Source organism: Nocardia salmonicida, from assembly GCF_036142455.1.
GTDB classification, from domain to species: domain Bacteria; phylum Actinomycetota; class Actinomycetes; order Mycobacteriales; family Mycobacteriaceae; genus Nocardia; species Nocardia salmonicida.
Genome location: NZ_CP108014.1, coordinates 119405 through 140393 on the forward strand (window position 1 = coordinate 119405; position 20989 = coordinate 140393).

Consider the following 20989-nt stretch of genomic DNA (forward strand, 5'->3'; position numbering starts at 1 on the left):
GCCCGCACCCAAACAGACTTCTACCAACGCCGACGCCGGGTGAACCCCAAATCCCCGGCGTCGGTGGAACTCACCACCTAGCGACAGGGCGAGACATGACGACGTACGACGCGATTGGCTATGTGCGCAAGGACATTTCGGGTTGTCGTCAACAGTGGGACGAAACCCAGCTGCGCACCCTGGCGAAGCGGCTGGGCTACAACCTGCGCAAGACGGTCGCGTTCAGCGACCGGACCGACAACCCCGTAGACCGCCTGCGCATCACGGTCGGGCGGCTGGGCGTCGACGCCGTGATCGTGCCGAGTGCGGCGCACTTCGGCGGCACGGTGCCCGCTGATCTGGTCGCGATGGTTGACGTCATCACCGTGTCACCGCACGAGACACACGCCCGGTTCGCGTTGCCTCCACACGTCCGGGTGATCACGTCGAACTAGGCGCGGTCCGTTTACGCGCCGATGATGATAAGTGCACTCGGGCGTTTGACCTGCGCTGATGCTGAGGCCGGCGCGCGCCCGCGGTGAGGCCGGCGAGCACCCTCGGTCCGCTTACGCCGGGCGCACCAGCGTGGCAGTCAGCCGCCCGCGTACGTCTGTCGCGACCACTGCGCCGCCCGCGAGCACGCCGCCGGAATCGTGGGAGACGATCAGCCGTAGAACGTCGCCCGCGACCAGTGGCCGGGTGCCCGTCACCGCCGTGTTGTCGAGCCACGAGTTTGCGTTCGTGGCAGTCGACAGGATCGCGCCACCGACGACGCTGCTGTTCTTGGTGACCTTGATGGCACGGCGCCCGGTGGCGTTGCCAGCCCATGGCCATTCCGCCTCGATCAGGTACAGGCCGGGCACGCGAATCGTGATGCCGACCGAACTGTATTGCGCCGCTTCACCTGCGGGCCGGTAGTCCCACGCGGCAGAGTTCCACGACACCACGGTGTCGGTCGCGTTGTTGATCGAGACCGACGATGTACGGATGGCGCACGCCGAGGCCGGGACGGGCGCAGCCGCACCGGCCGGGCCCGTCGCACCGGTGGCGCCGGTCGCACCGGTGGCGCCCTGGATACCTTGCGGGCCCACGGCACCGGCCGGGCCCTGGATACCCTGCGGGCCCTCGGGCCCGGCCGGGCCCTGCACTGCGCCGAGGTCGTGCCACGCGGCGCCATCCCACACGTGTAGGTGTCCGTCGTCGGTGGTGTACGCCGCGCCCGCGTCTGCGGGTGTGAGCGTCGGCAGCTGGGCGGCGGTGGCCACGGCGCCGCGCAGCTCGATGCCGTCGCCCTGCGGGCCCTCGGGACCGGTGGCGCCTTGCGCACCCTGGATGCCCTGCGGTCCGGCCGGGCCGGTGGCGCCGGTCGGGCCCTGGATACCCTGCGGGCCCTGCGGTCCCTCGGGGCCGGGCGCCTTGCTGATCTGGGTCAGCGCCGTGTCCACCTTTTCCATGCTCTGGCGATTCATGGCCGGGTAGCTGGCAACGGGATCGGTGCCGGTGGCGTAGATCAATTGGTAATTCGGTGTCTGTCCGGCCATGTTTATGCATCCCCTTGGTAGACAACTTTATCCGGCATGTCGTACATATCGAACGCGGTCAGACCGGGGTCTAGATAGGCGCCGCCCGGTGCATCGAATGGCCAGCCCGCGGGCATGTTGTTCCACGTGATCGGCGTGGTATTACCCCAGTTGCCGCACCATTTCGGATTGATCGTGATTTCCCAATGGTCTTCTAGATACCGGATCGTTCCGCCGTTGGCCTGTACTTGGTTCTTGGCGCCGAGGACAGCGGCCAGGGGGCTGCCGCCCATTGTGATTTCGCCGGGGTTCTCGTAGGCGCGGGTCATGCATTTCGCGTTGCTGATGCTGAGGAATCCGCCACCCACCGAGGTATCCCACGTGATCGGCGGCAGCTTCGGGTTCTGCATATTCGCGCCGTACATTGAGAACAGATCCTGGCAGACCTGCGTCACGTGCGATTCCGTCGACAGCCAGGAGTCGTACGTCATGGTGCGTTGGTGGCCGCCCGGCGTCATCACAAGCATCTGTTCCACGTCGGCCGGATCGTAGTAGTGACAGGCGATCGTGTTGATAGATGATGCTGTGCCACTGTCCAATTCGGCTGCGCCATCAAAGAAGCACTCGCGGCCGGGCATCACCGTCGACTGATAGGTGATCGTGTCGTAGACCACCGACAGCGGGTGATAGGTGACCATCTGCCGCCCGTCGTTGTCGACGTAGGCGCGCCAGTGCCGGGCCGTGGGATCGGTCCACCGGCGCACGCCACGAATAGCGTTCGTGTCGTGGGCGTAGGTCCACCAATTCCCGAGGCTGATATAGAACGCGTCCAGCCATTGGCGCAGGTTCGTGTTATTCGTGTCGTAGATTCCGCACGGCCAGCTAACCGTCTGCGGCTCGAAATAGACACCCTCCAGATCAATGCCGCCACCATTGGCCGCATTCTTAATCAGGTTCGCCCTGATAATCAGAGTGTCGCTATGGCTCAGTGTGTTCGGGCCGAACCCCACATTTACCACGTCGGTAATCTTGTCGCTGCCGACAAGGGTGACGATGAATCCACGCGAGAATTCTTGCGGCACATTCGGGCGCGGTCCCACTCCAATTTTGTAGGCGTTCACTCGGCCTCGGAAGAACACGAACGTTTCGCCCGCGTGGGTCCATTGCAGCGTAAGCGGTTTGCCGACAACGTCGTCGGTAAAGAACGTGTCGCCCAGGGGTACCCAGATTTTTACGGTGACGATCGCGGCTACCACGTCGGAATCCTCGGACGTGCGCCCCCACGTGAGGGCCAGGTCGTCAATCGCGACGTTGGTATTGGTGGCTGCGCCGCCCGTGGTCGGCAGCGATACGCCGTCGATCAGGATCGTTGGCTTCGGCATGATGCGGGCCATCAGCCGACCACCTGCACGCGGCGGGCCGCGATCATGCCGGACAGTCGCTGATCGTCGGCCAGCAGCTGGCGCACCTGGCGCGCGACGGCTGTTGGATCGAGGGCGCCCGTGATGCTGATGTTGATGTTCTGGACGGTGCCACCGCCACCGCTGCCGCCCGGCGTGCCCATCGCGGCGAACGCACCGGCCAGGCCGGTGCCACCGGCGAACGCTGCCACCGTGGGCGACGGCACGGCGAACGTGGCGCCGCCACCGGCAGCGCCGAAACCGGGCAGCCACGACGGCGGACTGGGCCACTTGATTCGACCTATCCAGCTGATCAGGGAACTGATCGCGTTCACTACCGCGTTGATCGCGCCGACGACTACGCCGAGGCTGGCGGACACGGCGCCGCCCATCATCGAGGCCAGCGACGCGGCGGCACCGACGACAGCAATTATCAAGGGGGACAGGGCAACTAGCAGATTGGCCAGCGGTGGCAACAGTGAGGTGATCAGAGACAGGATCGTCGGCATGATCGGCAGCAGCGCGGCCAGCAATTCTACGAACGCGCCGATCAGACCGGGCAGCACCGGGGCCAGGGTCTGTATCGCGGCGACGAGATTGGCGCCGATTTCGCCGGCTACCTGTGCGATCACCGGTGCCATCTGAACGAACAGATCAGCGATGATCGGCAGCACCGGCAGCAGAGCAGCGGCCAGCGCCTCGGCCACAGCTTGGAAGGCGGGCGCCAGGGCCTGGACTACCTGCGCCAGGCCACCGAGCAGGATCGCGGCCACCTGCGCCAGCGGCGGAATCAGGGGCGCGATCGCGGTCAGCAGTGAGGCGAACGCAGCGGCGATCGGCGGCAGCACCGGGGCCAGGGCCTCGAATACCTGCACGATGGCATTGCCGACCGTTCCGGCCATCTGCACTAGTGACGGCATCATGGCCGTAAGCGCGTTGCCGAGGATCGTAAAGGCTTGTCCCAGAACAGGACCGATCACGGCGCCGAGGCGCCCGAGCAGTTCGACCAGGGGGCCGATGAACACGGCCAGGCCGGACAGGGCTTGCGCGAACCCGTCCATCAGGCGCGTCATCGTGCCGTCCTCGGACAGCCGAGAGAACGCCTTACCGATCTCGCCGAACACCGAGCCGAACGCGGCGCCGATCTTGTCGGCCACCGGCGCGGCGGCGGCGCCCATGTCGAGAATGCCGCGCGTCATCTGCGCCAGGCCGGGCGCCATCGCGCCGATGAACTTCTGTGTGCCGACGAGTAGCTGATCGAGGGCGGCAGCGCCGGGCCCGGCCAGCTCCCCGACCACGGCGCCGAACACGGTCGACACCGACGACGCGATCCCTTGCATGGCCGGGGTGATCCGATCCATGACGCCGGACAGCTGTTGAAACGCTGGCGCCATCTCGCGCGCAAACGTTTGCGACACAGCGGATTTCAGCCGATCGAGTGCGGGCTTGGCGCCCTGCGCGGCTTGCTTGATTCCGTCCATGCCGAGGGCGATCGCGGCGACGGCGGGCCCGGCCAGCACACCGAGGCCGACCAGACCGATACCGAGTGAGCCGACCGCACCGGCAGCGGCGGCGGCTGCACCGGTGAGCGCGGCAACCTTGGTGGTCGTGCGGGCTACTTGGTCGACCGCCCGGCCAGCCGAGGCAGCCGCCCGCGCCAGCCGGTTCGCTGCGCGCTGCGCCGCGTTGAATCCGGCGCCGCCTAGCTGGCTGATGATGTGAACTGCGAGCACTGCGCTACCGGCTGCCACGGCGAACCTCCTCGGCTTGCTCTTCCAAAATGTCTAGGGCCGTTGCGATTTCCTCGGGCGACGCTTCCCACCACACCGAGGGCGCGGTGTGGGTCGCGAGCGCCAGGCCGACGACTAGACGGCCGTAGTCGTCGGGGCCGTAGGGTCCACCTCGGGCGCCTCGGCCATGTCGTACGCGCTCACTGCGTCGGCGAACGCGTCGAACCCCTGCGGGAACTTGCCCGTGCGGAACAGTGCCGCCCAGCACAGGAACATCAGCCACAGGTCGGGGTCGTCTTGCTGGCTGGGCCACTTGTGCCGCTGCGCGGTTTCGGACCACCTTTTGCGGTCGGCGCCAATGATTTCGACGGAATCGTGTTCGGTGCCGTCGACCATCAGAATGTCGATCAGCAGTCGCTGTACCTTGCCCATCAGATACCTCTCACTCGCCCGAGGGCGCGGTCTGTGTTGTCGGTGAACTGGCGTAGCCAGGTGGCTTCTACGCGGCGCATGCCGTCGTACATGAACGCCCGTGCGCGGATGTTGCGTGCGGGCCAGCCGTAGTTCTGAACGGCTGCGTAGACGATCGGGGTAGACACCGTGCGCCCGCTGGCACGGATCGACCGGGCCAGCCGCCCGGACTTTCTGGGCGCAGCTGCGCGGGCAGCGCGCGCCGCGATCTGGGCAGCCTTCTTGCTCGGCTCACCCGATCGGAGATCGCGTTGCGCGCGGTTCGTGGTCCGCTGAAAGTTGCGGTTCCCGCGCAGCTGTCCGGGCATCAGGGAACGGCCGGGACCAGGACGGGCGTGCCGACGACTTGGAACTCGAAATCCGCGGTGGCTGTCTTGCCGACCTCACCGCCGATTTTGGTCGGGTCGATCACCACCGAACCGCTGAATCCGTTGGCGCCGGACTTGGGCGAGAATCGGAACGCGACTGTGTTGCCAGCCTGCGCCAGCGTGTAGAGCGTGATTCCGGTGTCCTCGAGGGACTGCACGAGCGTGCCTTTCAGCACCCACGTGTAAGTCACGTCGCCCGGAATCTGGTCACCGCAAAGGACTTTCAGCGCGTCCTCTGAGTCCTTGGAAGGCTCGAGAGCGATATCGGTGAACTGGCACGAAAAGTCCGTGGGCGTTCCGACCTCGCCGAATGAGAGTGTGCCGGGACCGACCTTGTATGTCTGCGCGGGCATGGTGTCTCCTAACCGATCGTGGTGGTGGTGGTCATGCGGTAGGCCGGTAGCGGCTGCCCGTTGTCGGTGAGCTTCACGGCTTCATTGGTGACGGTCGGCTCTGTCGGTTCGATCACGGCCAGGGCCTTGCCGAGTAGTTCGCCGAGGGCCGCGTGTGCCAGCGCCGGGGGCCGGTCGGTCGTGATCAGCAGCACGGCCACTGTTGCCTCCACGCACCCGCCGAGGTAGGTGTGTGCCAGCTGTGTGGGCGTGACCCACGCGCACGGAGGGGTGAGCTTGACCGGATCGACGTTTGCCCGAATCCCCTGCGCTCGTAGGGCATTCACGATTTCGTCAAGCGCTCCCGCGATATCCACGGCGCTACCCGACTTTCGGAGGTAGGTGATTGCCGAGGCCCAACAGCATCGCGATATCGGGGTCTGTCCGCTGGACGTAGAACGCACCGAAATCGCCTTGGGTCTCTACGCCCGAGGGCGTGCCTCGGCGCTTCCACAGACGGGCAGCCAGCATGGTCGTGCCGTGCCGCACGTGGTCGGGCCACTCGGCGCCCTCGGCCGGTGGCTCTAGCCACGTGGCCACCCTGGACGCGACCGCCGAAACGGTCGCGGCCAGGTAGGTTTCATCGGCTGCCGGGCCGTCTTCCTCGAGCGCCAGATACGCGCGCACGAGTTCGACGGTGGTCAGTGGTCCGGCCATGACTACGGGGTCTCCGGGGTCGCCCATGCGACCTTGACGAGTCCCTTTGCATTCACGAGATGGTTTGCGGTGTAACCGAATACGGCCTCATCCACACCACCGCGCGCCAGGTCGAGCGCGTTCACCCGGATCGGACTACCGGGCAGTTCGTAGAACTCCACTGCCGGGGCAGCGCCGACGATCACGCCACCGGCCGGGACCAGATCAGACGGAACCCACGACGTCGGCTCGATACCGAGCACGCCGAGGAACGCGGGCACGTCGAGCTCTGCGAAGTCGAGCAGCGATTCGAGATCGGTGTCATTCACCAGGACGAACGACGCGCGACCGGCCTTGCCTCGCTTGATCGCCTGCGCGCCGCGCGACACTGCGCGCAGCATGTCCGGCGCGGTGCCGGGCACCACGGTGGCGCTGGTGTTGAGGAACACCGCCGCGTCGGTGTCGGTCTCCATGGCGTACGACTCGACTGCCGCGCGCATGAACGACGCCAGGAACTCGCTGTCGTTGAAGTCGATGAACTTGCGGTCCAGATCCCAGCCGCCTGCCCACCGCTCGGCTTCGAATTCGTCGGGCAGCGTGGTCGGTACGTTGGTCGGAATCGGGGTCTTGTCGCCCAGGTACTTCGCAACCTTGGGCTTGACGCCCCATTTCCAGCCGACCATCTTGTGGTGAGTCAGCGGGCGCTGTGTCATCAGCGGGATGATTTCGCGCTGGTAGGCGACGCCCTGCCACAGTTCGCCCAGCCAGCCCGGCAGGCTGATCGTGGGAGTGAACGCGGTCGAGGTGATGTCGGCCAGGGCGAACGAAGCCGCGGGCGTCTCTCCGCGCATCACGTGCTGGAGATGGGTCACCACCTGCGCGAACGTGGGCGCTCGCTCGGTCACCTGCACACCGACCGGGCGCGATGCCGAGGCAGCGAACGCAGCCGAGGCAGTCGGGGCGGGCACCGGCGCGGGCAGCGGCTCCGTGGTGCCGGGCGTGATCGGCACACCGGCGCCGGTGCCGGGCGCGACGGTGGTGGCGGCGCCCGGATTTTCGCCGGCGGATTCCGGCGACGCCGGGGCCGTGACCTGCGCGGTTTCGATTTCGGGTTGCATGATTGTGGCTCCTTCGGGAGTTTCGGAGTAGCTGACGTTGAGCACTCGCGCATCAGCGAATGCGGGCGTGGCGACCAGGGCCACGGCGGACACCTGCGCGCGCCGCACGGTGCCATCTGGCGCCCGGTCCATCTGTCCGCTGATCTCGATCGACAGCCCGTCACGGACGCCCTGCGCGTCCTGTAGGGCCTGATCGCCATCCGGGCCTACGCCGATCGCGAACGTGGCGTAGAGCCCATCAGGGCGCGATTCCGCACGGGTCATCCAGCCGACCGGGGTACCGATCCCGTACTGATCGCGGTGATCTCGGTACAACTTGACGCGCCCGAGGTCGGCGGGCAGCTCGATCGCGCCGGGCGCGAACGTGGTCGGACCGATCGAACCTCGGCCGGTGACACCGAACGGAACGATCATGCCGGTTACCGTGCGCGTCGACGCCTCGGCGAAAACCGTTGCGCCCGTGGTAATTCGGACTGTCATCGCGTCGGACCTTTCGAGGCTGCGAGCAGGGGCACGACGGCGCGTAGCCACGCCTCTACCTGCGGAATGGCCAACACTCGGGTGACGACCGCGTTACCGATCAGCGCGGCGCCGACGATCAGCGCTGCGCGCGTCTCGCCGAGGTGCATCACGAGCACCGGCACGAGCGGCCCGATACCAACCAGGGTCGCCACGCTGGATCGCGCGGTCGACCGGCCGGGGTGCGTGCACTGTGTCGGCGGATCGGTAGGCGTACTCACGGGGGACCACCTCGGCCAGCGCCGACCGTGTGCCGCCCGTCTGTCCGTGACTGGCTGTGCGCCAACGCATTGGCGAACGACATCACCAAGATGACGGCGGCACCGGCAGCGATGAATGCGCCGGTGGCGATCGCGTACGCGAGGATCAGATACCACGTCATGACTTGATCCCGTCGACAATCCCGAGGATGGCAGCGGCGTGCGGGTCGCCCGCCTCGGCGGCAGCGCGCACAAGGGCACCGGCCTCGGCGTCGCCCAGCATCGCGGTGCGCTCGGTCGCGTCCTCGTGGATGCGGGCGTCTGCGTTGAGGACCATTCCGGCCAGGGTGTCGACCGGCTTGTCGTTGGCGCGGTACCGGCTGCGCGACGGGTACGGCTGCGTGAGTTCGCGGTGTACGCGCTTCAGCAACTCGCGATCTGCGTCGGTGAATGCCATGTCATCCTCTTCTGTTGGGTTGGTCCCCGGCGCGTACAGCCCGAGGTATCCGTCACTCAGTGCCTCGGCTAGGGCCGATAGCCGTGGGTCGCCCTCGGGGTAGGCGATCTGGAAATGCATTTCGTCGGCGCGGTCCCAGTCGGCGCCCCAGAACACGCAGCCGTTGAACAGCTGTAATCCCGTGCGCACCTTGCGAATTCGCTCCACAGGCATGGTGCGGAATCCCCACGGATACGCGGGCGCGTTGATGTCGAGGGCCGTTCCGGAAAGGTGATTGCTGGTAGCCACGTCGTTCTCACGCGACCATCCCCACACCGGCGAAACGATCTGTTCGACGTTGAGGTGGTACCAGATCAGCCAGGCATTCAGGATCGTCGCGGCGACGCCGGAACGGACCGGCGCCGTGTCGCTGAACGGCACGGGATTGGCCACCACGCATTCATTGCGATCGGCCATGCGCCAACCATTTTCGGAGTGGCTGTTGCCGTAGACGGTGCGAAATGTCATGAGGCGATCCCCAATCGGGTCGGCGTAGGTGTGGGCGGCTGCGGCATGGTGGCGCCGTCGTCGGGTGCGATCGCCCGATCCGGGGGCGCCAGCGACGAGAAGCCGGTGAGGTCGATCTCTACGTGTAGGCCGGGCGCGGTGATGTCGTCCTGTCCGAGGCGCGCGCAGATCGCGGCCATGAACGGTGACAGGCCGTAGTCGATGAACTCCGCGTTTCTGCCCTGCGATGTCTCGTAGGTCAGGGCGGCCTGTGCGGCGGTCGCATCGAGCATCGCGGCGGGAATGCCGATCGCGCGGGCGATGTCGACCACGGCATCGTTGCGGGCCGGGATCAACACGTCTGCGTTCTGCTGTCCGTGCGCCCGTACTTCGATGCTCTTGTTCGTGTAGGCGACGCCACCGTTTTCGCCTCGGCGTGCAGCCGCCCACCGACCGACTAGCTTGCCGATGTCGGTGTCGTCCATCGGCCGATCCGAGGTGTCGTGCAATTCGATGTTCGGCACGGGCGTTTTGGCTGCGCGTTCGGTGGTGGTCGACAGCGAATCAGCGATGCGGATAGCGCGAGAGTTGAACCTCAGCAAACCCTCATCCGGGCCCGGCACGGCGCACACCGTGCCAGGCGCGGCCAGCTGTCCGCCGATCCTGATGCGCCCCTCGGGGTCGAACTCCCACAGATCCCACGGCACGTAATCGAGCGATTCGACCGACATATCCTCGGCGCGGGTCACAGCGAGCAGGCCCCAGCCGTAGAACAGCAAGTCGTCCACGAGCATGGACGTGCGATGGAACGGGCTCAGTGGCTGGTCGGTGCGGTCGATCCATCGCGGTTGCTGGGCGACCGGGCCAGCGGTGTCGCATACCCGCATGGGCATGCGGGAAATGGTGCCGCACAACAGCTTTCGTGCGCGGTTCACTGCCGGTACGCCTAGGGCCTCGGCGCGCGAGACGGGCCACTCGTAGCCGTCTGTCCACTCCGGAACGTCGACGTGCGCCAGGTGGCTAGGCCACTGTGCCCACGGCGACGCCGGGCCCGACAGCGTGTTATGCGCTGCCGCGATCGTCGACGGCGCGTGCGCGATCGCTCGGATTGCGTCCCTGATTCCCACGCTTCCCAGCTTCCTGCCGGTGTCCACGTTCTCTAGCAACCCACTGGCAACTCGCCTTTACGGCGCGTCGCGCGGCGTGGATATCGCGGTGAACCAACCGGAGATGTATCGCGGCAAACTTCCAGGCACCACCGCGAGTGCCCGCGATCGCGCGCCAGGTGCACGAATCACAGGTGACGAGCACGGACGAACTACTGGCATCGAGCAGCGCTTTAGGCATCAGGGGTCCATATCTTCGGCGGGGGCATGGGCACGTGCTGAGCTGCACCGTGGGCAGCGGTCGAGACAGCCTCGAGGGCGGCGATTGATCCGGCGGACGCCCGGCGCCCGAATGCCCGCGCGCCGTCGCCGAGGTTGCGCCAGGCGGCGCAGCCGACTGCCGAGGTCAGCGCGGGGTGAACGCGGCAGCGGATACGCCCGACGATCACGCGATCGGACATGTCGGCGGCAGCGGTCGCCACGTCGTAGGACGTGGCGTCACGCACTGGAACCATGAGCCGATCCAGTTGCACCGCAACGGTTCCCGAGGGTCCGCCTCGGTCGATCCAGGGCGGGCCGTCGCTGTGCCGTTCGGCCAACTCGGCAAGCCGAGGTGCCGCCCATTCGGTTCCCTCGCGCACTTCGATCACCTCGCACCACGGCACACCGTCGGCCATGATCGCGGCAGCGATCGCGGTTTCCGACCGGTCGATCGACACGGCAGCGGCGAACGTCACGGGCCCGTCTGGCAGCCGGTCCACTGTCTGGCAGGCAGCCCACGCCGAGGGCGGGAACAGCGACTCAGCGGCAGCGGTCGGCACGTTGCCGTACGCGCGCGCGAACTCGCCGGGCGACAGCTGGGCTTGCGCCGATTCCAGCGCGGCCATGTCGATGGTGTGCCCGTAGGCAGGGTGCGCAGCGGCGATCACGTCGAGGTTCTGCGGGTCGTCATCGGGGCCTATGCCGTAGTCGACCAGGCACACACCGGGCGGATTGTCCTCTAGTACGCGGTCGATCAGCCCGTGAAACCACGTGCTCGCTGCCGTGCCGCGCGTCGACAGGATGACTGTCTGGCGCATGGGGCGCGTGGCCTGCGTGGGCGTGATCGCGGCCATGAGTCCGGCTGCCTGATCTTCGCCGAACACCCACGCCTCATCGATGAGATTGAGGTCGGATTGCTTGGAGTGCAGACTGTCCTCAGTCGGCGGGTGCGGGCGTAGCTGAGACATGTTGTGCGCGAACTCAATTCGCGTATCGCCCGCGCCGCGTTTGAGGTCGAACAGCTTGCCGAACGGGGTGAGTTTGGCCGGGCGCGCCATCTCCAGAAAGCTGTCTCGGGCGTGCATGCCGGTCTGCGCGGTGAGCCACACGCGCGCATTGGGCAGCATCAGCCCGCGATGAAACGCCTTGGCCAGGACAAGCGCCGTCTTACCCGACTGCCGAGGCACGCTGATGATGACAAGCGGATACACGAAACGTCCTGTGCTCGTGTCGATTTCGGTAGCCACGTCGACTGCCTGCCGCTGCCAGGGCATCAGCGGACGCCCGAGGCCGGTAGACGTGCGGTCGATCGCACGGCCGTAGCTGGGACGATCAGGGTTCCGAGGCGTGTGATACCGAGGCGGCGGGGTCGGGATCACCGGTCGGTCCGTTTACGATCGGCCAGGAAAACGCTGTGACCGGCCAGGATGCCGAGGCCGGCGAGCTCCGCGGGAAGCGTAGCGGTCCGCTTACGCATCGGTCGGCGCGTCGGTGCTCGGCTTGCCGATGTCGTCTAGCAACTCCCTGAGTTTGTCGTCGGTTTCGTCGGCTTGCTGCGCCGGGGTGAGGTTCAATTCGCGCAGGGCTTCGACAGCGGCGGGCACGAGTTTGGCCGGGCCGTAGGGGAGGTTCGACCCCTCGAAACTGTCCAGGGCCCACGCGCAGCCGCGCACGAACGTCTGTAGGGCCTCATGCTCTGGGCGCAGTAGTCCGCCCTCGGTGGCCGAGGAGAACGCGCGGTCGACCGCTTCGGAGTGCCGCCCGCGTACGATGTGGCCGGGCTTGGCGACCGGCAGCGCGTCACCGTCGAACAGTGCGTCTTGTCCGGCGCGGGGTGCGCGGGGGTCGGGTCGAGGCATGCATACGACCATGCATGAACCCCGAATAATATGCAAGGCTGCCATGCATGGCCATGCATAAAATTCCCCCAGAAATCGTTACAAACCCGTGACTTTCTGAGATGTTCATCAACTCATACACCTTTGTACCAACCCCTGTGTCAATACAGACCGAGAGAAACAGGGGAGCTGGGCAGGGGGCTGCCGGGGGGTCTCGCCCTCAAAAGGCCGGCTGAACGCGTGTTTGTACCAAGGTACGAAGGTTGATACAGACTCGCGCAGCCGAGGGTCATGCATGGACCATGCATGGACAATGCATGACCCGCTGCATATTCATGCATGGACTATGCATGGTTTCATGCATCACCACTCGCGCGACGGTGGCACGTCACCACCTGCGCCGAGGTAGTAGCGGTCGACATGGCGCATCGCCTCGGCGGGCCGGTCGGCGCGGGCCCGTTCGACCACGATGTCGGCGCCGGGGTCGATCGTGACCACCTCGGCGCCCTGCGCGCGGTAGCCGTCCAGCTGCGCCGCAGACGGCATGGAATGGACGATCCACACGGTGACCCGTTCGGCCAGGCGCGTCGCCCTGCGGATGGCTGCCTGTCGGGCCGCGATCGCCACGTGCCGCACGTGCGACGGGTACACGTGCTGCGCGTCGTGCGTGGGCCCGCGCAGCGCCGAGGCGATCACGTCGAGGTCGATCACCACGTCGTCACCCTGCGCGCGCTGCCTGATGTAGGTCGATTTCCCTGCGGCCGGTGGGCCGGTCACGATGACGATCCGCACGCCCGGCGTGGCACCGGCCAGGCCGTTGCCTCGGCTGGAGTTGCAGGGACGGCAGGACGGGCGCCCGTTCTCCAGGTCCCATGGATCGCCACCGAGGGACCGGGGCACGATGTGATCTGCGGTAGTGGCGATATGAGTGCAGCCGGGCCGCTGGAGGACACACAACGTGCCGTCACGCTCCAGGACGGCAGCGGTGTATGCCGCTGCCTTCCTGCCGCCCCACCTAGCCGCCATATCGCCAGGTAGCCATGGCGCCGGGCGATTCTAGGCGTACGTCGACGGGCGCACTGGCCAGCATGGCGCCGGGTGGGCCGTCGTAGGTGTCGAGCCAGTCGGCACGGTTGAGGGCCAGGGCGGCGGCGCAGGCGTTCCGGATCGGCCACGTGTACGCGGTCGAGGTGTCCGGGCCTCGGTAGTCGCACGCGGGGTCTTGGCAGTCGAACACGACGATGACGGCGCCGTGGCTGATCGTGGGCGTGATGTGGTGTGTCATTTCGGGCAACCCTCCGTGGGCTTGTGGAGCTTGAACAGCGGGATCGGGCGGATACGCCGGGCCTCGGTGAGGTCGGCGCCGGACAGGACTACGGCGCGATCGCCGCGCACGCGGACCGTGCCGTCCTCGGTCGGTGCGCAGTCCAGGGGCAGCCACGCACCGCCGATCGTCTGCCGGTAGGCGATCGGTCCGAAGCACACGCGGCACACGTTCGTGTCTTCGATGCCTGTCGAGTTCGGTTCGGGCGGTTCATCTTTGGTCGTCATGTGGTTGTTGTCCTGTCTGTGAAGCGATCAGGCGGTGTTCTGGCCTAGCTCTGGGTGGTGAGGGTGGTGGTGAGAGGTGACCCTGTGTAGATGGGTCACACAATCGGCGCGCAGCTCTGGTATGGAGCCGGGCGTATGGAGCCGATATGCGACGCGCTGCGGGTATTACTCGCTTGCGCACAGGCCGGGAAATGGGCATAGATCCCCCTTCCCACCGACACAGCTGTGTCGGCCAGTTGGGCAAGTGGCGCCGTCGGGCAGTCCGTCTAGGTAAGCGGCGCGGCCTATGTCCTCGAGTGCCTTAGCGGTAGGCACGACAACCCGCCACCCTCTGACGGCCGGTGTCGTCGCCTGCTAGGCGTACGTGTGAAACGTGTTGCGTAGCAAGGGATTTAGGCGGCATCACCACCTGTGAATTCCCGACCGCGCCCAGGGGTCGACACCGGGCGCGGTCGGGCGTCTATCCGGCCACCACGGCATTCCCAGCACGGGCGCACTTCCCCCGAGGGCAACCGAGGAACTCGGGTCCGGGGGCTGTAGGGGCGCTCGCACTGCGGGCAGCGTGGCAGCGGCTCAGTACGTCGGATCATGGGCCCGGAATTTCGGGCACGGACAGAACCACGAACAGGACGGGTACGAATGCCATCCAGAACGCGACTAGGGCCAGGTCGAGCAGCAGACCGGCCAGCGATTCGGGCCTGGCGGCGCGGCGTGCGCGTTGCGCGATCACGCGGCCAGCTCCAGGCCCAGCCAGATCAGGGCGGGCCAGGCGGCGCCGAGGGCGATAGTCCACGCCCAGGCTTGCGCGCGGGCGGTCACGCTGCGGCCCGAGGGTTCAGGACGGCCAGGGCTTCGCGGCGGGCCACGGCCAGCTGTTCGACGGTCTCCGGGTCGTACAGCCAGGGGCGCATTCCGCGCTGTCCCTTTTGGGTGGAAGGCAGGTAGCCGGACAACGACCACCGGTTGACGGTGCCGAGGCCGACACCCAGGATCGCGGCAGCCTGCGCAGCCGTGATGGATAGTCGGCCCTGAGTCGAATTGCCAACGCTGGGATTCATGTTGCTCAGAGTGATGTGTTTGAATCACTCTGTCAACCACCACTACAGAGGGTGTCTTATTCTCACTCGTGGGTTTAAGATGCCCGTATGACGACAGCACATCAGCAGCGGGGCGTTATCCCCGTCCTCACGTCCGGGCAGCGACTCATGATCGCGCGGACTCACGCGGGCCTCACTCAGCGGGAAATGGCCACCATGATCGGTGTGGGATCGGCCACGGTTCAGAGGGCTGAACAGGATTCGGTTACCCCGAAGCGTGCCGTGGTGATGGCTTGGGCCATGGCCACCGGCGTCGATCTCGTCTGGCTGGAAACAGGAAATGCCCCGTCACCGAATGGTGACGGGGCATCCCGTGAGTGCGCCATCAGGGACTTGAACCCCGAACCCGCTGATTAAGAGTCAGCTGCTCTGCCAATTGAGCTAATGGCGCATGTCTTTGTTCTTTGCCCCGTCTCCGGTGCGGAACAAACATTAGCAGGCCGTGGGGCGGAAAGTGAAATCGGGCGCTGACCAGCAACAATGCCGCATACTGGGCGTTGTTAACGCCGACGACCTCCGCACGTATCTAACGATTGTGACTTGGTCGTGTCGCGGGGGCTTTCCCGTTGGAACCGGCCGGACTAGCTGGCAGAATGGGCGAGACGTCGAGTTCGTAACGCCCCCCGCCTATACGGATGGCTCTAGCGATTCGGTCGGTGGGATCTGCGGCGCACTGTAATCGCGTCGGTACGGAAACGGGGTTGGCATGGGTAAGAAGCGGGGGCGACCTCGGTCGCTACGGACGATCGTTCCGGTGGTGCTGTTGGCGGTGTTCGCGCTCGGCGCGTCGGCGTGCTCGGCCGCGGAGGGCACCGGGGTGGAGGTAGCGATCGATCGCAACCCCCTCGCCGAGCTCATCAAGCCGAAGCTGGTCTCGACCATCAAGGACGGGCAGGTCGGTGTCTCGCCCGGTATGCCGATGGCCTTCCAGGTCGAGGACGGCAAGTTCACCGACGTCACGCTGACCAATCAGCAGGGCGCCGCGGTCGCGGGTCAGCTGGCAGCGGACGGGCGTTCCTGGTCGACCGCCGAGGTGCTCGGCTACGGCAAGACCTACAAGCTCACTGCCTCGGCCATCGGGCTCGGTGGCGCGAACTCCTCGACGCTGAGCTTCACCACGAGCTCGCCGAAGAGTCAGACCAAGCCGTACATGCTGCCCGGTGAGGGTGAGGTGGTCGGTATCGGTCAGCCGGTGGCGATCCAGTTCGACGAGAACATCCCCGACCGTCGTGCCGCGCAAGAGGCCATCAAGATCACCACCGAGCCCGCTGTCGAGGGCGCCTTCTACTGGGTGAACAATCGCGAAGTGCGGTGGCGCCCAGAGCATTACTGGACACCGGGTACCAAGGTGACCATCGATGTGAACGTCTACGGCAAAGACCTGGGTAAGGGCCTGTACGGCCAGGACAACATCCATTCGTTCTTCACCATCGGTGACGCGGTGGTCTTCACCGCCGACGACAACACCAAGCAGGTGGTGGTGGAGAAGAACGGTCAGGTGATCATGACCATGCCCACCTCGATGGGTAAGGACAGCACGCCTACCGACAACGGCGTCTACATCGTCAGCGACCGGCACGAGAAGATCATCATGGACTCCTCGACCTACGGTGTGGCGGTGAACTCGTCCGACGGGTACCGCACGCCGGTCGACTACGCGACGCGAATCTCCTACAGCGGCATCTTCTTCCACTCGGCACCGTGGTCGGTGGGGCAGCAGGGCTACTCCAACTCCAGCCACGGCTGCCTGAATCTGAGTCCGGCGAACGCGCGCTGGGTGTACGAGAACGCCAAGCGCGGTGACATCACCGTCATCAAGAACACGGTCGGCGGCACGCTGTCCGGCGTCGACGGGCTGGGTGACTGGAACATCGCGTGGCCGGAATGGAAGGCGGGCAACGCCGACGCTCCGTAGTCGCGCAACGCACGAAAAACGAAGGGGCACCGGAAGTTTCCGGTGCCCCTTCGTTGTGTCTGTGACTGTCTCAGTGCGGGGTGGGGAGCTGGCTGCAGTCCATCATCGCCTCGCCCGCGACGGCGAGCGCGCTGCCGAGGGCGCCGCACAGGATGCGTCCGCCGAACAGCATTCGGTCGAGGTTGGGTAGGCCGGCCGAGCCGGTGCCGGAAGACCCGGTGGTCTCGAGGCCGGTGGTGGAGCCGCTCTGCGCCGAACCGGATTCGGGCTGATCACTCGGCAGGCCGAAGTCGCCGATGGGGGTCTCCGCCGCGAAGTCGGTGAGGGGCAGGCCGGGCGATGCCGTTGCGGTACCCGCGACGGGGCCGAGCACGGTGGCGGCGAGGATGGCGACGACGGTGGAACGCTTCATCAAGGGGTCTTTCCGGTCGAGCGCTGACGCGATGGCGAGATCTGCCCCACATCTGGGCAGCGGTCCAAAGTGTAGCGGTCAAACGTGACCTTCGTCATGGTGGTGCGGATTATCCGGCCTCGGCGAGATCGGGTTCGTCGCGATGGATCTCCGACGCGACGCTCAGGTGGTCGACGACCACCCTGCGGGCGCCGCAGCGGCAGCGTTGATAGGCCACGAGGCCCTCGCTGGTCCGGTGGCGCGACTCGATCTGCCAGGTGTGTGCGGGGTGGCTGCTCATGGTTCGAGTCTGATGTAATGGCATTGTGCATTACAACCATTACGGGCGGGAGCCGGTGCTGCTCGGCGTCGACCTGCTCAACGATCCGTGTTCAAGCGCCGCGGAGTTGGCGCGGCGCTGTGTGGGCGCCGGTTTGGTGCTGAGTGCGCCGGTGTCCGAGGGTGATCTCGTGGCGGTGACGGCCTTTCTGGGGCGTTGGCGCGGGGTGGTGGAGTGCGCGGACCGCGCCGAGCGAGCGGCGCTGCTCAATGTGTTGCTGGCCGAGTACGCGTCTCCACCCCGGCTGACCGACCATGTGGGCGACGGCTGGCATCTGCACTTCCGTGACCCCGGGGTGGCGACGGATCGTCAGATCGCCGCGTTGATCACCGTCGGTACCGCTTTGCACCTGACCGGCCTCGGGATGGACCGCCTCGGCGCCTGCGCGGCGGACGGGTGCTCGCAGGTGTACGCCGACACCTCGCGCAACGGCAGGCAACGGTTCTGCAGCCCGGCCTGTGCGAACCGGTCCGCCGTCCGAAGGCACCGAGCGAGCCGCGCGGGCGCCGGATAGCAAAGAAGGCCCGGTCCTGTGGACCGGGCCTTCTCTTCGGGGTGACCGACGGGACTCGAACCCGCGACATCCAGGATCACAACCTGGTGCTCTACCAACTGAACTACGGTCACCATCACCGGTGAATCACCGGCGCCGTCGATACTAGCGTGACTTTGGCGTCAGGCCCTAATCCGCTGGTAGAGGGCTTGAACCGGTGACATCCACGGCATCGGTGGCGGCCTGTGCGGCGGCGGCGATCTCGGTGGTGGTCGGTCCGGGCAGCGGCACGAACGCGGTACGACGGTAGTACTCGAGCTCGCGGATGGATTCCTTGATGTCGGCCAGCGCGCGGTGGGCCAGGCCCTTCTCCGGCTGACCGAAGTAGATGCGCGGGTACCAGCGCCTGCACAGTTCCTTGATCGAGCTCACGTCGACCATCCGGTAGTGCAGGTGCGCGTCGAGTTCCGGCATGTCGCGAGCGATGAAGCCGCGATCGGTGCCGATGGAGTTGCCGCACAGCGGCACCGTGCGCGCGGTGGGCGCGTACTCGCGGATGTAGTCGAGTACCTGCTGCTGGGCCTGCTCGAGGGTGACGGTGGAACGCCGAACCTCTTCGGTCAGACCGGATTTCGCGTGCATGGTGGCGACGACCGGTGGCATGCAGGCCAGGGCGGCGTCGTCGGCGTGGATGACGATGTCGACACCGTCACCGAGAATGTTGAGGTCGCTGTCGGTTACGAGCGCGGCGATCTCGATCAGCTTGTCGCTGTCGAGACGGAGCCCCGTCATTTCGCAATCCATCCAGACCAGAAGTTTGTCTGACACGGGAGTCACCCTAATGGTGGGTCCGTGAACCAGGTCGGCAGGTGTGTCGCGTGGGCGAGGCGGACGAGGTTTGCCGACGACATCAACGGATGTTTGCCACCCTGATGACCGGCCCGGATACAGTTTGCCTGGAATTGACCGCAGACGTTTCGAGCATTTCTTGCGTACGTGCCAGTGAGCAGACGGAGGACGCGCGAATGACCACCCCACAGGAGAAGGCGGCAGCGGCCCGCAAGGCGGCCGAAGACGCGGCACGGGTCGCCGCCGAGGCGATGGCAGCCGCGGAGGCCGCCGAGCGGGAAGCCGCGGCGGCGAGCACGGAATCCGCCTCGAAGCCACCGTCATCCGGCGAGCCGAGCGCATCCGGCGCGGCCGCGGCGATCGCCGAGGGCTACGCCTTCAGCGGACCTGCGTTGGAACTCGGCACGGTGATGGTCGACGGCGTCGCTGATCCTGTTGCGCGCGTGCGTATTCCGCTGCGGATGATGAACCGGCACGGCCTCGTCGCGGGTGCGACCGGCACCGGCAAGACCAAGACCCTGCAGGGCATCGCCGAACATCTGTCCCGCGCGGGCGTTCCCGTGGTGATGGCCGACGTCAAGGGCGATCTGTCGGGCCTGAGCGAGCCCGGCGCCGACACCGAGAAGATCCGGGCGCGCGCGGCCGAGACCGGCGCGACCGACTGGGCTCCTAGTACCTTCCCCACCGAGTTCGTCTCGCTCGGGACCGGGGGCATCGGGGTGCCGATCCGGGCGACGATCACCTCCTTCGGCCCGATCCTGCTCAGCAAGGTGCTCAGCCTCAACGACACTCAGGAATCCACGCTCGGCCTGATCTTCCACTGGGCCGATCAGCGCGGCCTGGTCCTGCTGGATCTGAAGGACCTGCGCGCGGTCATCACCCACCTGACCAGCCCCGAAGGCAAGGAAGACCTCAAGGGCATCGGTGGCGTGTCCTCGCAGACGGCCGGGGTGATCCTGCGGTCGCTGGTGAATCTGGAAGCAGAAGGAGGCGATACCTTCTTCGGCGAACCCGAACTCGACCCGGCCGATCTGCTGCGCACCGCGGGCGGGCTCGGCGTGATCACGCTGTTCGAGCTCGGTCAGCAGGCGGCGCGACCCGCGTTGTTCTCCACGTTCTTGATGTGGGTACTGGCCGATCTGTTCCAGACGCTGCCCGAGGTGGGTGACGTCGACAAGCCGAAGCTCGTGTTCATCTTCGACGAGGCGCATCTGCTGTTCGCCGAGGCGTCCAAGGCGTTCCTGCAGCAGGTCGAGCAGACGGTGAAGCTGATCCGCTCCAAGGGCGTCGGTGTGTTCTTCTGCACCCAGTTGCCCACCGACATCCCCAACCCCGTGCTCTCCCAGCTCGGCGCCCGTGTCCAGCACGCCTTGCGCGCCTTCACCCCCGACGATCAGAAGGCGCTGTCCAAGACGGTGCGTACCTACCCGAAGTCGTCGGTGTACGACCTGGAAGAGGCGCTGACCTCGCTCGGCACCGGCGAGGCGATCGTCACCGTGCTCTCCGAAACCGGTGCGCCCACACCTGTCGCCTGGACCAAGATCGCGCCGCCGCGCTCGCTGATGGACACCGTCGGCGACGAGGCGATCAAGTCCAAGGCGCTGTCGAGTGCGCTGCAGGGTAAGTACGGACAGAGCGTCGACCGGGAATCGGCCTACGAGATGCTGCTGGCCAGCGTGGCGGCCGCGCCGCCCGCACCCGACTCCGCGCCGCAGGCACCGGGGCGTTCGGCGCCCCAGCAGGAAGAGGACTCGGCCGCCGAGCGGATCATGGCCAACCCGGCGGTGAAGAGCTTCCTGCGTTCGGCGGCGAGTGCCGCCGGGCGTGAGATCAGTCGCAGTATTTTCGGCACCCGTCGCAGGTGACAGCGCG

28 protein-coding genes and 2 tRNA genes are annotated in these 20989 nt (G+C 66.5%); 5 read left to right on the forward strand and 25 right to left on the reverse strand.

What is annotated here, in order from left to right; genetic code table 11:
- Positions 1-95: 95 nt before the first annotated feature.
- Positions 96-434, forward strand: a complete 339-nt coding sequence (locus tag OHS03_RS00575; protein ID WP_328659892.1) for a hypothetical protein — start codon at positions 96-98, stop codon at positions 432-434.
- A gap of 111 nt (positions 435-545) precedes the next feature.
- Here the strand turns inward: OHS03_RS00575 and OHS03_RS00580 are convergent, their stop codons facing one another.
- The 20 genes from OHS03_RS00580 to OHS03_RS00675 all read right to left on the reverse strand — a co-directional run bounded on the left by OHS03_RS00580 (position 546) and on the right by OHS03_RS00675 (position 15090).
- Positions 546-1520, reverse strand: a complete 975-nt coding sequence (locus OHS03_RS00580) for a collagen-like domain-containing protein (protein WP_328659893.1) — start codon at positions 1518-1520, stop codon at positions 546-548.
- Positions 1521-1522: 2 nt separating this feature from the next.
- Entirely contained in the window at positions 1523-2893 is a 1371-nt protein-coding gene (locus tag OHS03_RS00585; protein WP_328659896.1) for a hypothetical protein, read from the reverse strand.
- Entirely contained in the window at positions 2893-4650 is a 1758-nt protein-coding gene (locus tag OHS03_RS00590; RefSeq protein WP_328659898.1) for a phage tail tape measure protein, read from the reverse strand. The genes OHS03_RS00585 and OHS03_RS00590 overlap by 1 nt, the downstream gene beginning before the upstream one ends.
- 114 nt (positions 4651-4764) lie before the next feature.
- The gene (locus tag OHS03_RS00595) at positions 4765-5061 is read right to left on the reverse strand and encodes a hypothetical protein (protein WP_328659899.1); all 297 of its coding nucleotides are present in this window, start codon (positions 5059-5061) and stop codon (positions 4765-4767) included.
- Positions 5061-5408: a hypothetical protein gene (locus OHS03_RS00600; protein ID WP_328659901.1), complete on the reverse strand. Its 348-nt coding sequence runs from the start codon at positions 5406-5408 to the stop codon at positions 5061-5063. Before OHS03_RS00600 ends, OHS03_RS00595 begins: the two co-directional genes overlap by 1 nt.
- Complete coding sequence (locus OHS03_RS00605; RefSeq protein WP_328659903.1) at positions 5408-5821, reverse strand: hypothetical protein; 414 nt, start codon at positions 5819-5821, stop codon at positions 5408-5410. The genes OHS03_RS00600 and OHS03_RS00605 overlap by 1 nt, the downstream gene beginning before the upstream one ends.
- Before the next feature lie 8 nt (positions 5822-5829).
- Positions 5830-6147, reverse strand: a complete 318-nt coding sequence (locus tag OHS03_RS00610; RefSeq protein ID WP_328659905.1) for a hypothetical protein — start codon at positions 6145-6147, stop codon at positions 5830-5832.
- Between the two features lie 34 nt (positions 6148-6181).
- Positions 6182-6544 (reverse strand): hypothetical protein, encoded by a 363-nt coding sequence (locus tag OHS03_RS00615; RefSeq protein ID WP_328659907.1) that lies wholly within the window; start codon positions 6542-6544, stop codon positions 6182-6184.
- Positions 6520-8094 carry a phage major capsid protein gene (locus OHS03_RS00620; RefSeq protein ID WP_328659909.1) on the reverse strand — a complete coding sequence of 525 codons (1575 nt, stop codon included), beginning with the start codon at positions 8092-8094 and terminating at the stop codon, positions 6520-6522. The genes OHS03_RS00615 and OHS03_RS00620 overlap by 25 nt, the downstream gene beginning before the upstream one ends.
- Positions 8091-8354, reverse strand: coding sequence for a hypothetical protein (locus tag OHS03_RS00625; RefSeq protein ID WP_328659911.1), 264 nt, complete (start codon positions 8352-8354; stop codon positions 8091-8093). Before OHS03_RS00625 ends, OHS03_RS00620 begins: the two co-directional genes overlap by 4 nt.
- On the reverse strand, positions 8351-8515 hold the full coding sequence (locus OHS03_RS00630) for a hypothetical protein (protein WP_328659913.1): 165 nt from the start codon (positions 8513-8515) through the stop codon (positions 8351-8353). The genes OHS03_RS00625 and OHS03_RS00630 overlap by 4 nt, the downstream gene beginning before the upstream one ends.
- Positions 8512-9297 carry a M15 family metallopeptidase gene (locus tag OHS03_RS34650; protein ID WP_407942443.1) on the reverse strand — a complete coding sequence of 262 codons (786 nt, stop codon included), beginning with the start codon at positions 9295-9297 and terminating at the stop codon, positions 8512-8514. Before OHS03_RS34650 ends, OHS03_RS00630 begins: the two co-directional genes overlap by 4 nt.
- Positions 9294-10430, reverse strand: a complete 1137-nt coding sequence (locus tag OHS03_RS00640; protein WP_328659915.1) for a phage portal protein — start codon at positions 10428-10430, stop codon at positions 9294-9296. Before OHS03_RS00640 ends, OHS03_RS34650 begins: the two co-directional genes overlap by 4 nt.
- Positions 10431-10615: 185 nt before the next feature.
- Positions 10616-11854 carry a terminase large subunit domain-containing protein gene (locus tag OHS03_RS00645; RefSeq protein ID WP_328659917.1) on the reverse strand — a complete coding sequence of 413 codons (1239 nt, stop codon included), beginning with the start codon at positions 11852-11854 and terminating at the stop codon, positions 10616-10618.
- Positions 11855-12112: 258 nt separating this feature from the next.
- Positions 12113-12502, reverse strand: a complete 390-nt coding sequence (locus OHS03_RS00650) for a hypothetical protein (protein WP_328659919.1) — start codon at positions 12500-12502, stop codon at positions 12113-12115.
- Between the two features lie 342 nt (positions 12503-12844).
- On the reverse strand, positions 12845-13507 hold the full coding sequence (locus OHS03_RS00655; protein ID WP_328659921.1) for an AAA family ATPase: 663 nt from the start codon (positions 13505-13507) through the stop codon (positions 12845-12847).
- Entirely contained in the window at positions 13497-13766 is a 270-nt protein-coding gene (locus tag OHS03_RS00660) for a hypothetical protein (protein WP_328659923.1), read from the reverse strand. Before OHS03_RS00660 ends, OHS03_RS00655 begins: the two co-directional genes overlap by 11 nt.
- Positions 13763-14032 (reverse strand): hypothetical protein, encoded by a 270-nt coding sequence (locus OHS03_RS00665; RefSeq protein ID WP_328659924.1) that lies wholly within the window; start codon positions 14030-14032, stop codon positions 13763-13765. The genes OHS03_RS00660 and OHS03_RS00665 overlap by 4 nt, the downstream gene beginning before the upstream one ends.
- Positions 14033-14618: 586 nt before the next feature.
- The gene (locus tag OHS03_RS00670) at positions 14619-14762 is read right to left on the reverse strand and encodes a hypothetical protein (protein ID WP_328659926.1); all 144 of its coding nucleotides are present in this window, start codon (positions 14760-14762) and stop codon (positions 14619-14621) included.
- A gap of 85 nt (positions 14763-14847) precedes the next feature.
- Positions 14848-15090, reverse strand: coding sequence for a helix-turn-helix domain-containing protein (locus OHS03_RS00675; protein ID WP_328659927.1), 243 nt, complete (start codon positions 15088-15090; stop codon positions 14848-14850).
- Between the two features lie 195 nt (positions 15091-15285).
- Between OHS03_RS00675 and OHS03_RS00680 the strand changes: the two genes are divergently transcribed.
- The gene (locus OHS03_RS00680) at positions 15286-15486 is read left to right on the forward strand and encodes a hypothetical protein (protein ID WP_328664032.1); all 201 of its coding nucleotides are present in this window, start codon (positions 15286-15288) and stop codon (positions 15484-15486) included.
- On the opposite strand, the gene OHS03_RS00685 is transcribed toward OHS03_RS00680, so the two are convergent.
- Positions 15448-15520: transfer RNA gene (locus tag OHS03_RS00685), tRNA-Lys, on the reverse strand. The two genes, OHS03_RS00680 and OHS03_RS00685, sit on opposite strands and share 39 nt — an antisense overlap.
- Positions 15521-15835: 315 nt before the next feature.
- Here OHS03_RS00685 and OHS03_RS00690 point away from each other — a divergent pair.
- Complete coding sequence (locus OHS03_RS00690; RefSeq protein ID WP_328659929.1) at positions 15836-17044, forward strand: L,D-transpeptidase; 1209 nt, start codon at positions 15836-15838, stop codon at positions 17042-17044.
- Between the two features lie 70 nt (positions 17045-17114).
- Here the strand turns inward: OHS03_RS00690 and OHS03_RS00695 are convergent, their stop codons facing one another.
- Together OHS03_RS00695 and OHS03_RS00700 are read right to left on the reverse strand one after the other, a co-directional pair.
- Complete coding sequence (locus OHS03_RS00695) at positions 17115-17456, reverse strand: hypothetical protein (RefSeq protein WP_062985148.1); 342 nt, start codon at positions 17454-17456, stop codon at positions 17115-17117.
- A gap of 109 nt (positions 17457-17565) precedes the next feature.
- On the reverse strand, positions 17566-17736 hold the full coding sequence (locus tag OHS03_RS00700; protein ID WP_165610186.1) for a hypothetical protein: 171 nt from the start codon (positions 17734-17736) through the stop codon (positions 17566-17568).
- A 25-nt stretch (positions 17737-17761) separates the two neighbouring features.
- On the opposite strand from OHS03_RS00700, the gene OHS03_RS00705 reads away from it, so the two are divergent.
- Positions 17762-18289 (forward strand): CGNR zinc finger domain-containing protein, encoded by a 528-nt coding sequence (locus OHS03_RS00705; RefSeq protein WP_328659931.1) that lies wholly within the window; start codon positions 17762-17764, stop codon positions 18287-18289.
- 40 nt (positions 18290-18329) lie between these two features.
- On the opposite strand, the gene OHS03_RS00710 is transcribed toward OHS03_RS00705, so the two are convergent.
- Together OHS03_RS00710 and orn are read right to left on the reverse strand one after the other, a co-directional pair.
- Positions 18330-18402: transfer RNA gene (locus tag OHS03_RS00710), tRNA-His, on the reverse strand.
- A 55-nt stretch (positions 18403-18457) separates the two neighbouring features.
- Positions 18458-19096 carry an oligoribonuclease gene (gene orn / locus OHS03_RS00715; RefSeq protein ID WP_063056000.1) on the reverse strand — a complete coding sequence of 213 codons (639 nt, stop codon included), beginning with the start codon at positions 19094-19096 and terminating at the stop codon, positions 18458-18460.
- 197 nt (positions 19097-19293) lie between these two features.
- Here orn and OHS03_RS00720 point away from each other — a divergent pair, with 197 nt between their 5' ends.
- On the forward strand, positions 19294-20982 hold the full coding sequence (locus OHS03_RS00720; protein ID WP_328659933.1) for a helicase HerA-like domain-containing protein: 1689 nt from the start codon (positions 19294-19296) through the stop codon (positions 20980-20982).
- The last annotated feature ends 7 nt before the right edge of the window (positions 20983-20989 follow it).

Excerpts from the sequence above, each read along its gene's own strand:
- OHS03_RS00615 (WP_328659907.1), bottom strand. The coding sequence starts at position 6,544 with ATGGGCGACCCCGGAGACCCCGTAGTCATGGCCGGACCACTGACCACC.
- OHS03_RS00650 (WP_328659919.1), bottom strand. The coding sequence starts at position 12,502 with ATGCCTCGACCCGACCCCCGCGCACCCCGCGCCGGACAAGACGCACTG.
- OHS03_RS00605 (WP_328659903.1), bottom strand. The coding sequence starts at position 5,821 with ATGCCCGCGCAGACATACAAGGTCGGTCCCGGCACACTCTCATTCGGC.
- OHS03_RS00700 (WP_165610186.1), bottom strand. The coding sequence starts at position 17,736 with ATGAGCAGCCACCCCGCACACACCTGGCAGATCGAGTCGCGCCACCGG.
- OHS03_RS00680 (WP_328664032.1), top strand. The coding sequence starts at position 15,286 with ATGATCGGTGTGGGATCGGCCACGGTTCAGAGGGCTGAACAGGATTCG.
- OHS03_RS00690 (WP_328659929.1), top strand. The coding sequence starts at position 15,836 with ATGGGTAAGAAGCGGGGGCGACCTCGGTCGCTACGGACGATCGTTCCG.
- OHS03_RS00630 (WP_328659913.1), bottom strand. The coding sequence starts at position 8,515 with ATGACGTGGTATCTGATCCTCGCGTACGCGATCGCCACCGGCGCATTC.
- OHS03_RS00595 (WP_328659899.1), bottom strand. The coding sequence starts at position 5,061 with ATGGGCAAGGTACAGCGACTGCTGATCGACATTCTGATGGTCGACGGC.
- OHS03_RS00720 (WP_328659933.1), top strand. The coding sequence starts at position 19,294 with ATGACCACCCCACAGGAGAAGGCGGCAGCGGCCCGCAAGGCGGCCGAA.
- OHS03_RS00585 (WP_328659896.1), bottom strand. The coding sequence starts at position 2,893 with ATGGCCCGCATCATGCCGAAGCCAACGATCCTGATCGACGGCGTATCG.
- OHS03_RS00660 (WP_328659923.1), bottom strand. The coding sequence starts at position 13,766 with ATGACACACCACATCACGCCCACGATCAGCCACGGCGCCGTCATCGTC.
- OHS03_RS34650 (WP_407942443.1), bottom strand. The coding sequence starts at position 9,297 with ATGACATTTCGCACCGTCTACGGCAACAGCCACTCCGAAAATGGTTGG.
- OHS03_RS00575 (WP_328659892.1), top strand. The coding sequence starts at position 96 with ATGACGACGTACGACGCGATTGGCTATGTGCGCAAGGACATTTCGGGT.
- OHS03_RS00580 (WP_328659893.1), bottom strand. The coding sequence starts at position 1,520 with ATGGCCGGACAGACACCGAATTACCAATTGATCTACGCCACCGGCACC.
- OHS03_RS00695 (WP_062985148.1), bottom strand. The coding sequence starts at position 17,456 with ATGAAGCGTTCCACCGTCGTCGCCATCCTCGCCGCCACCGTGCTCGGC.
- OHS03_RS00600 (WP_328659901.1), bottom strand. The coding sequence starts at position 5,408 with ATGCCCGGACAGCTGCGCGGGAACCGCAACTTTCAGCGGACCACGAAC.
- OHS03_RS00620 (WP_328659909.1), bottom strand. The coding sequence starts at position 8,094 with ATGACAGTCCGAATTACCACGGGCGCAACGGTTTTCGCCGAGGCGTCG.
- OHS03_RS00675 (WP_328659927.1), bottom strand. The coding sequence starts at position 15,090 with ATGAATCCCAGCGTTGGCAATTCGACTCAGGGCCGACTATCCATCACG.
- OHS03_RS00665 (WP_328659924.1), bottom strand. The coding sequence starts at position 14,032 with ATGACGACCAAAGATGAACCGCCCGAACCGAACTCGACAGGCATCGAA.
- OHS03_RS00655 (WP_328659921.1), bottom strand. The coding sequence starts at position 13,507 with ATGGCGGCTAGGTGGGGCGGCAGGAAGGCAGCGGCATACACCGCTGCC.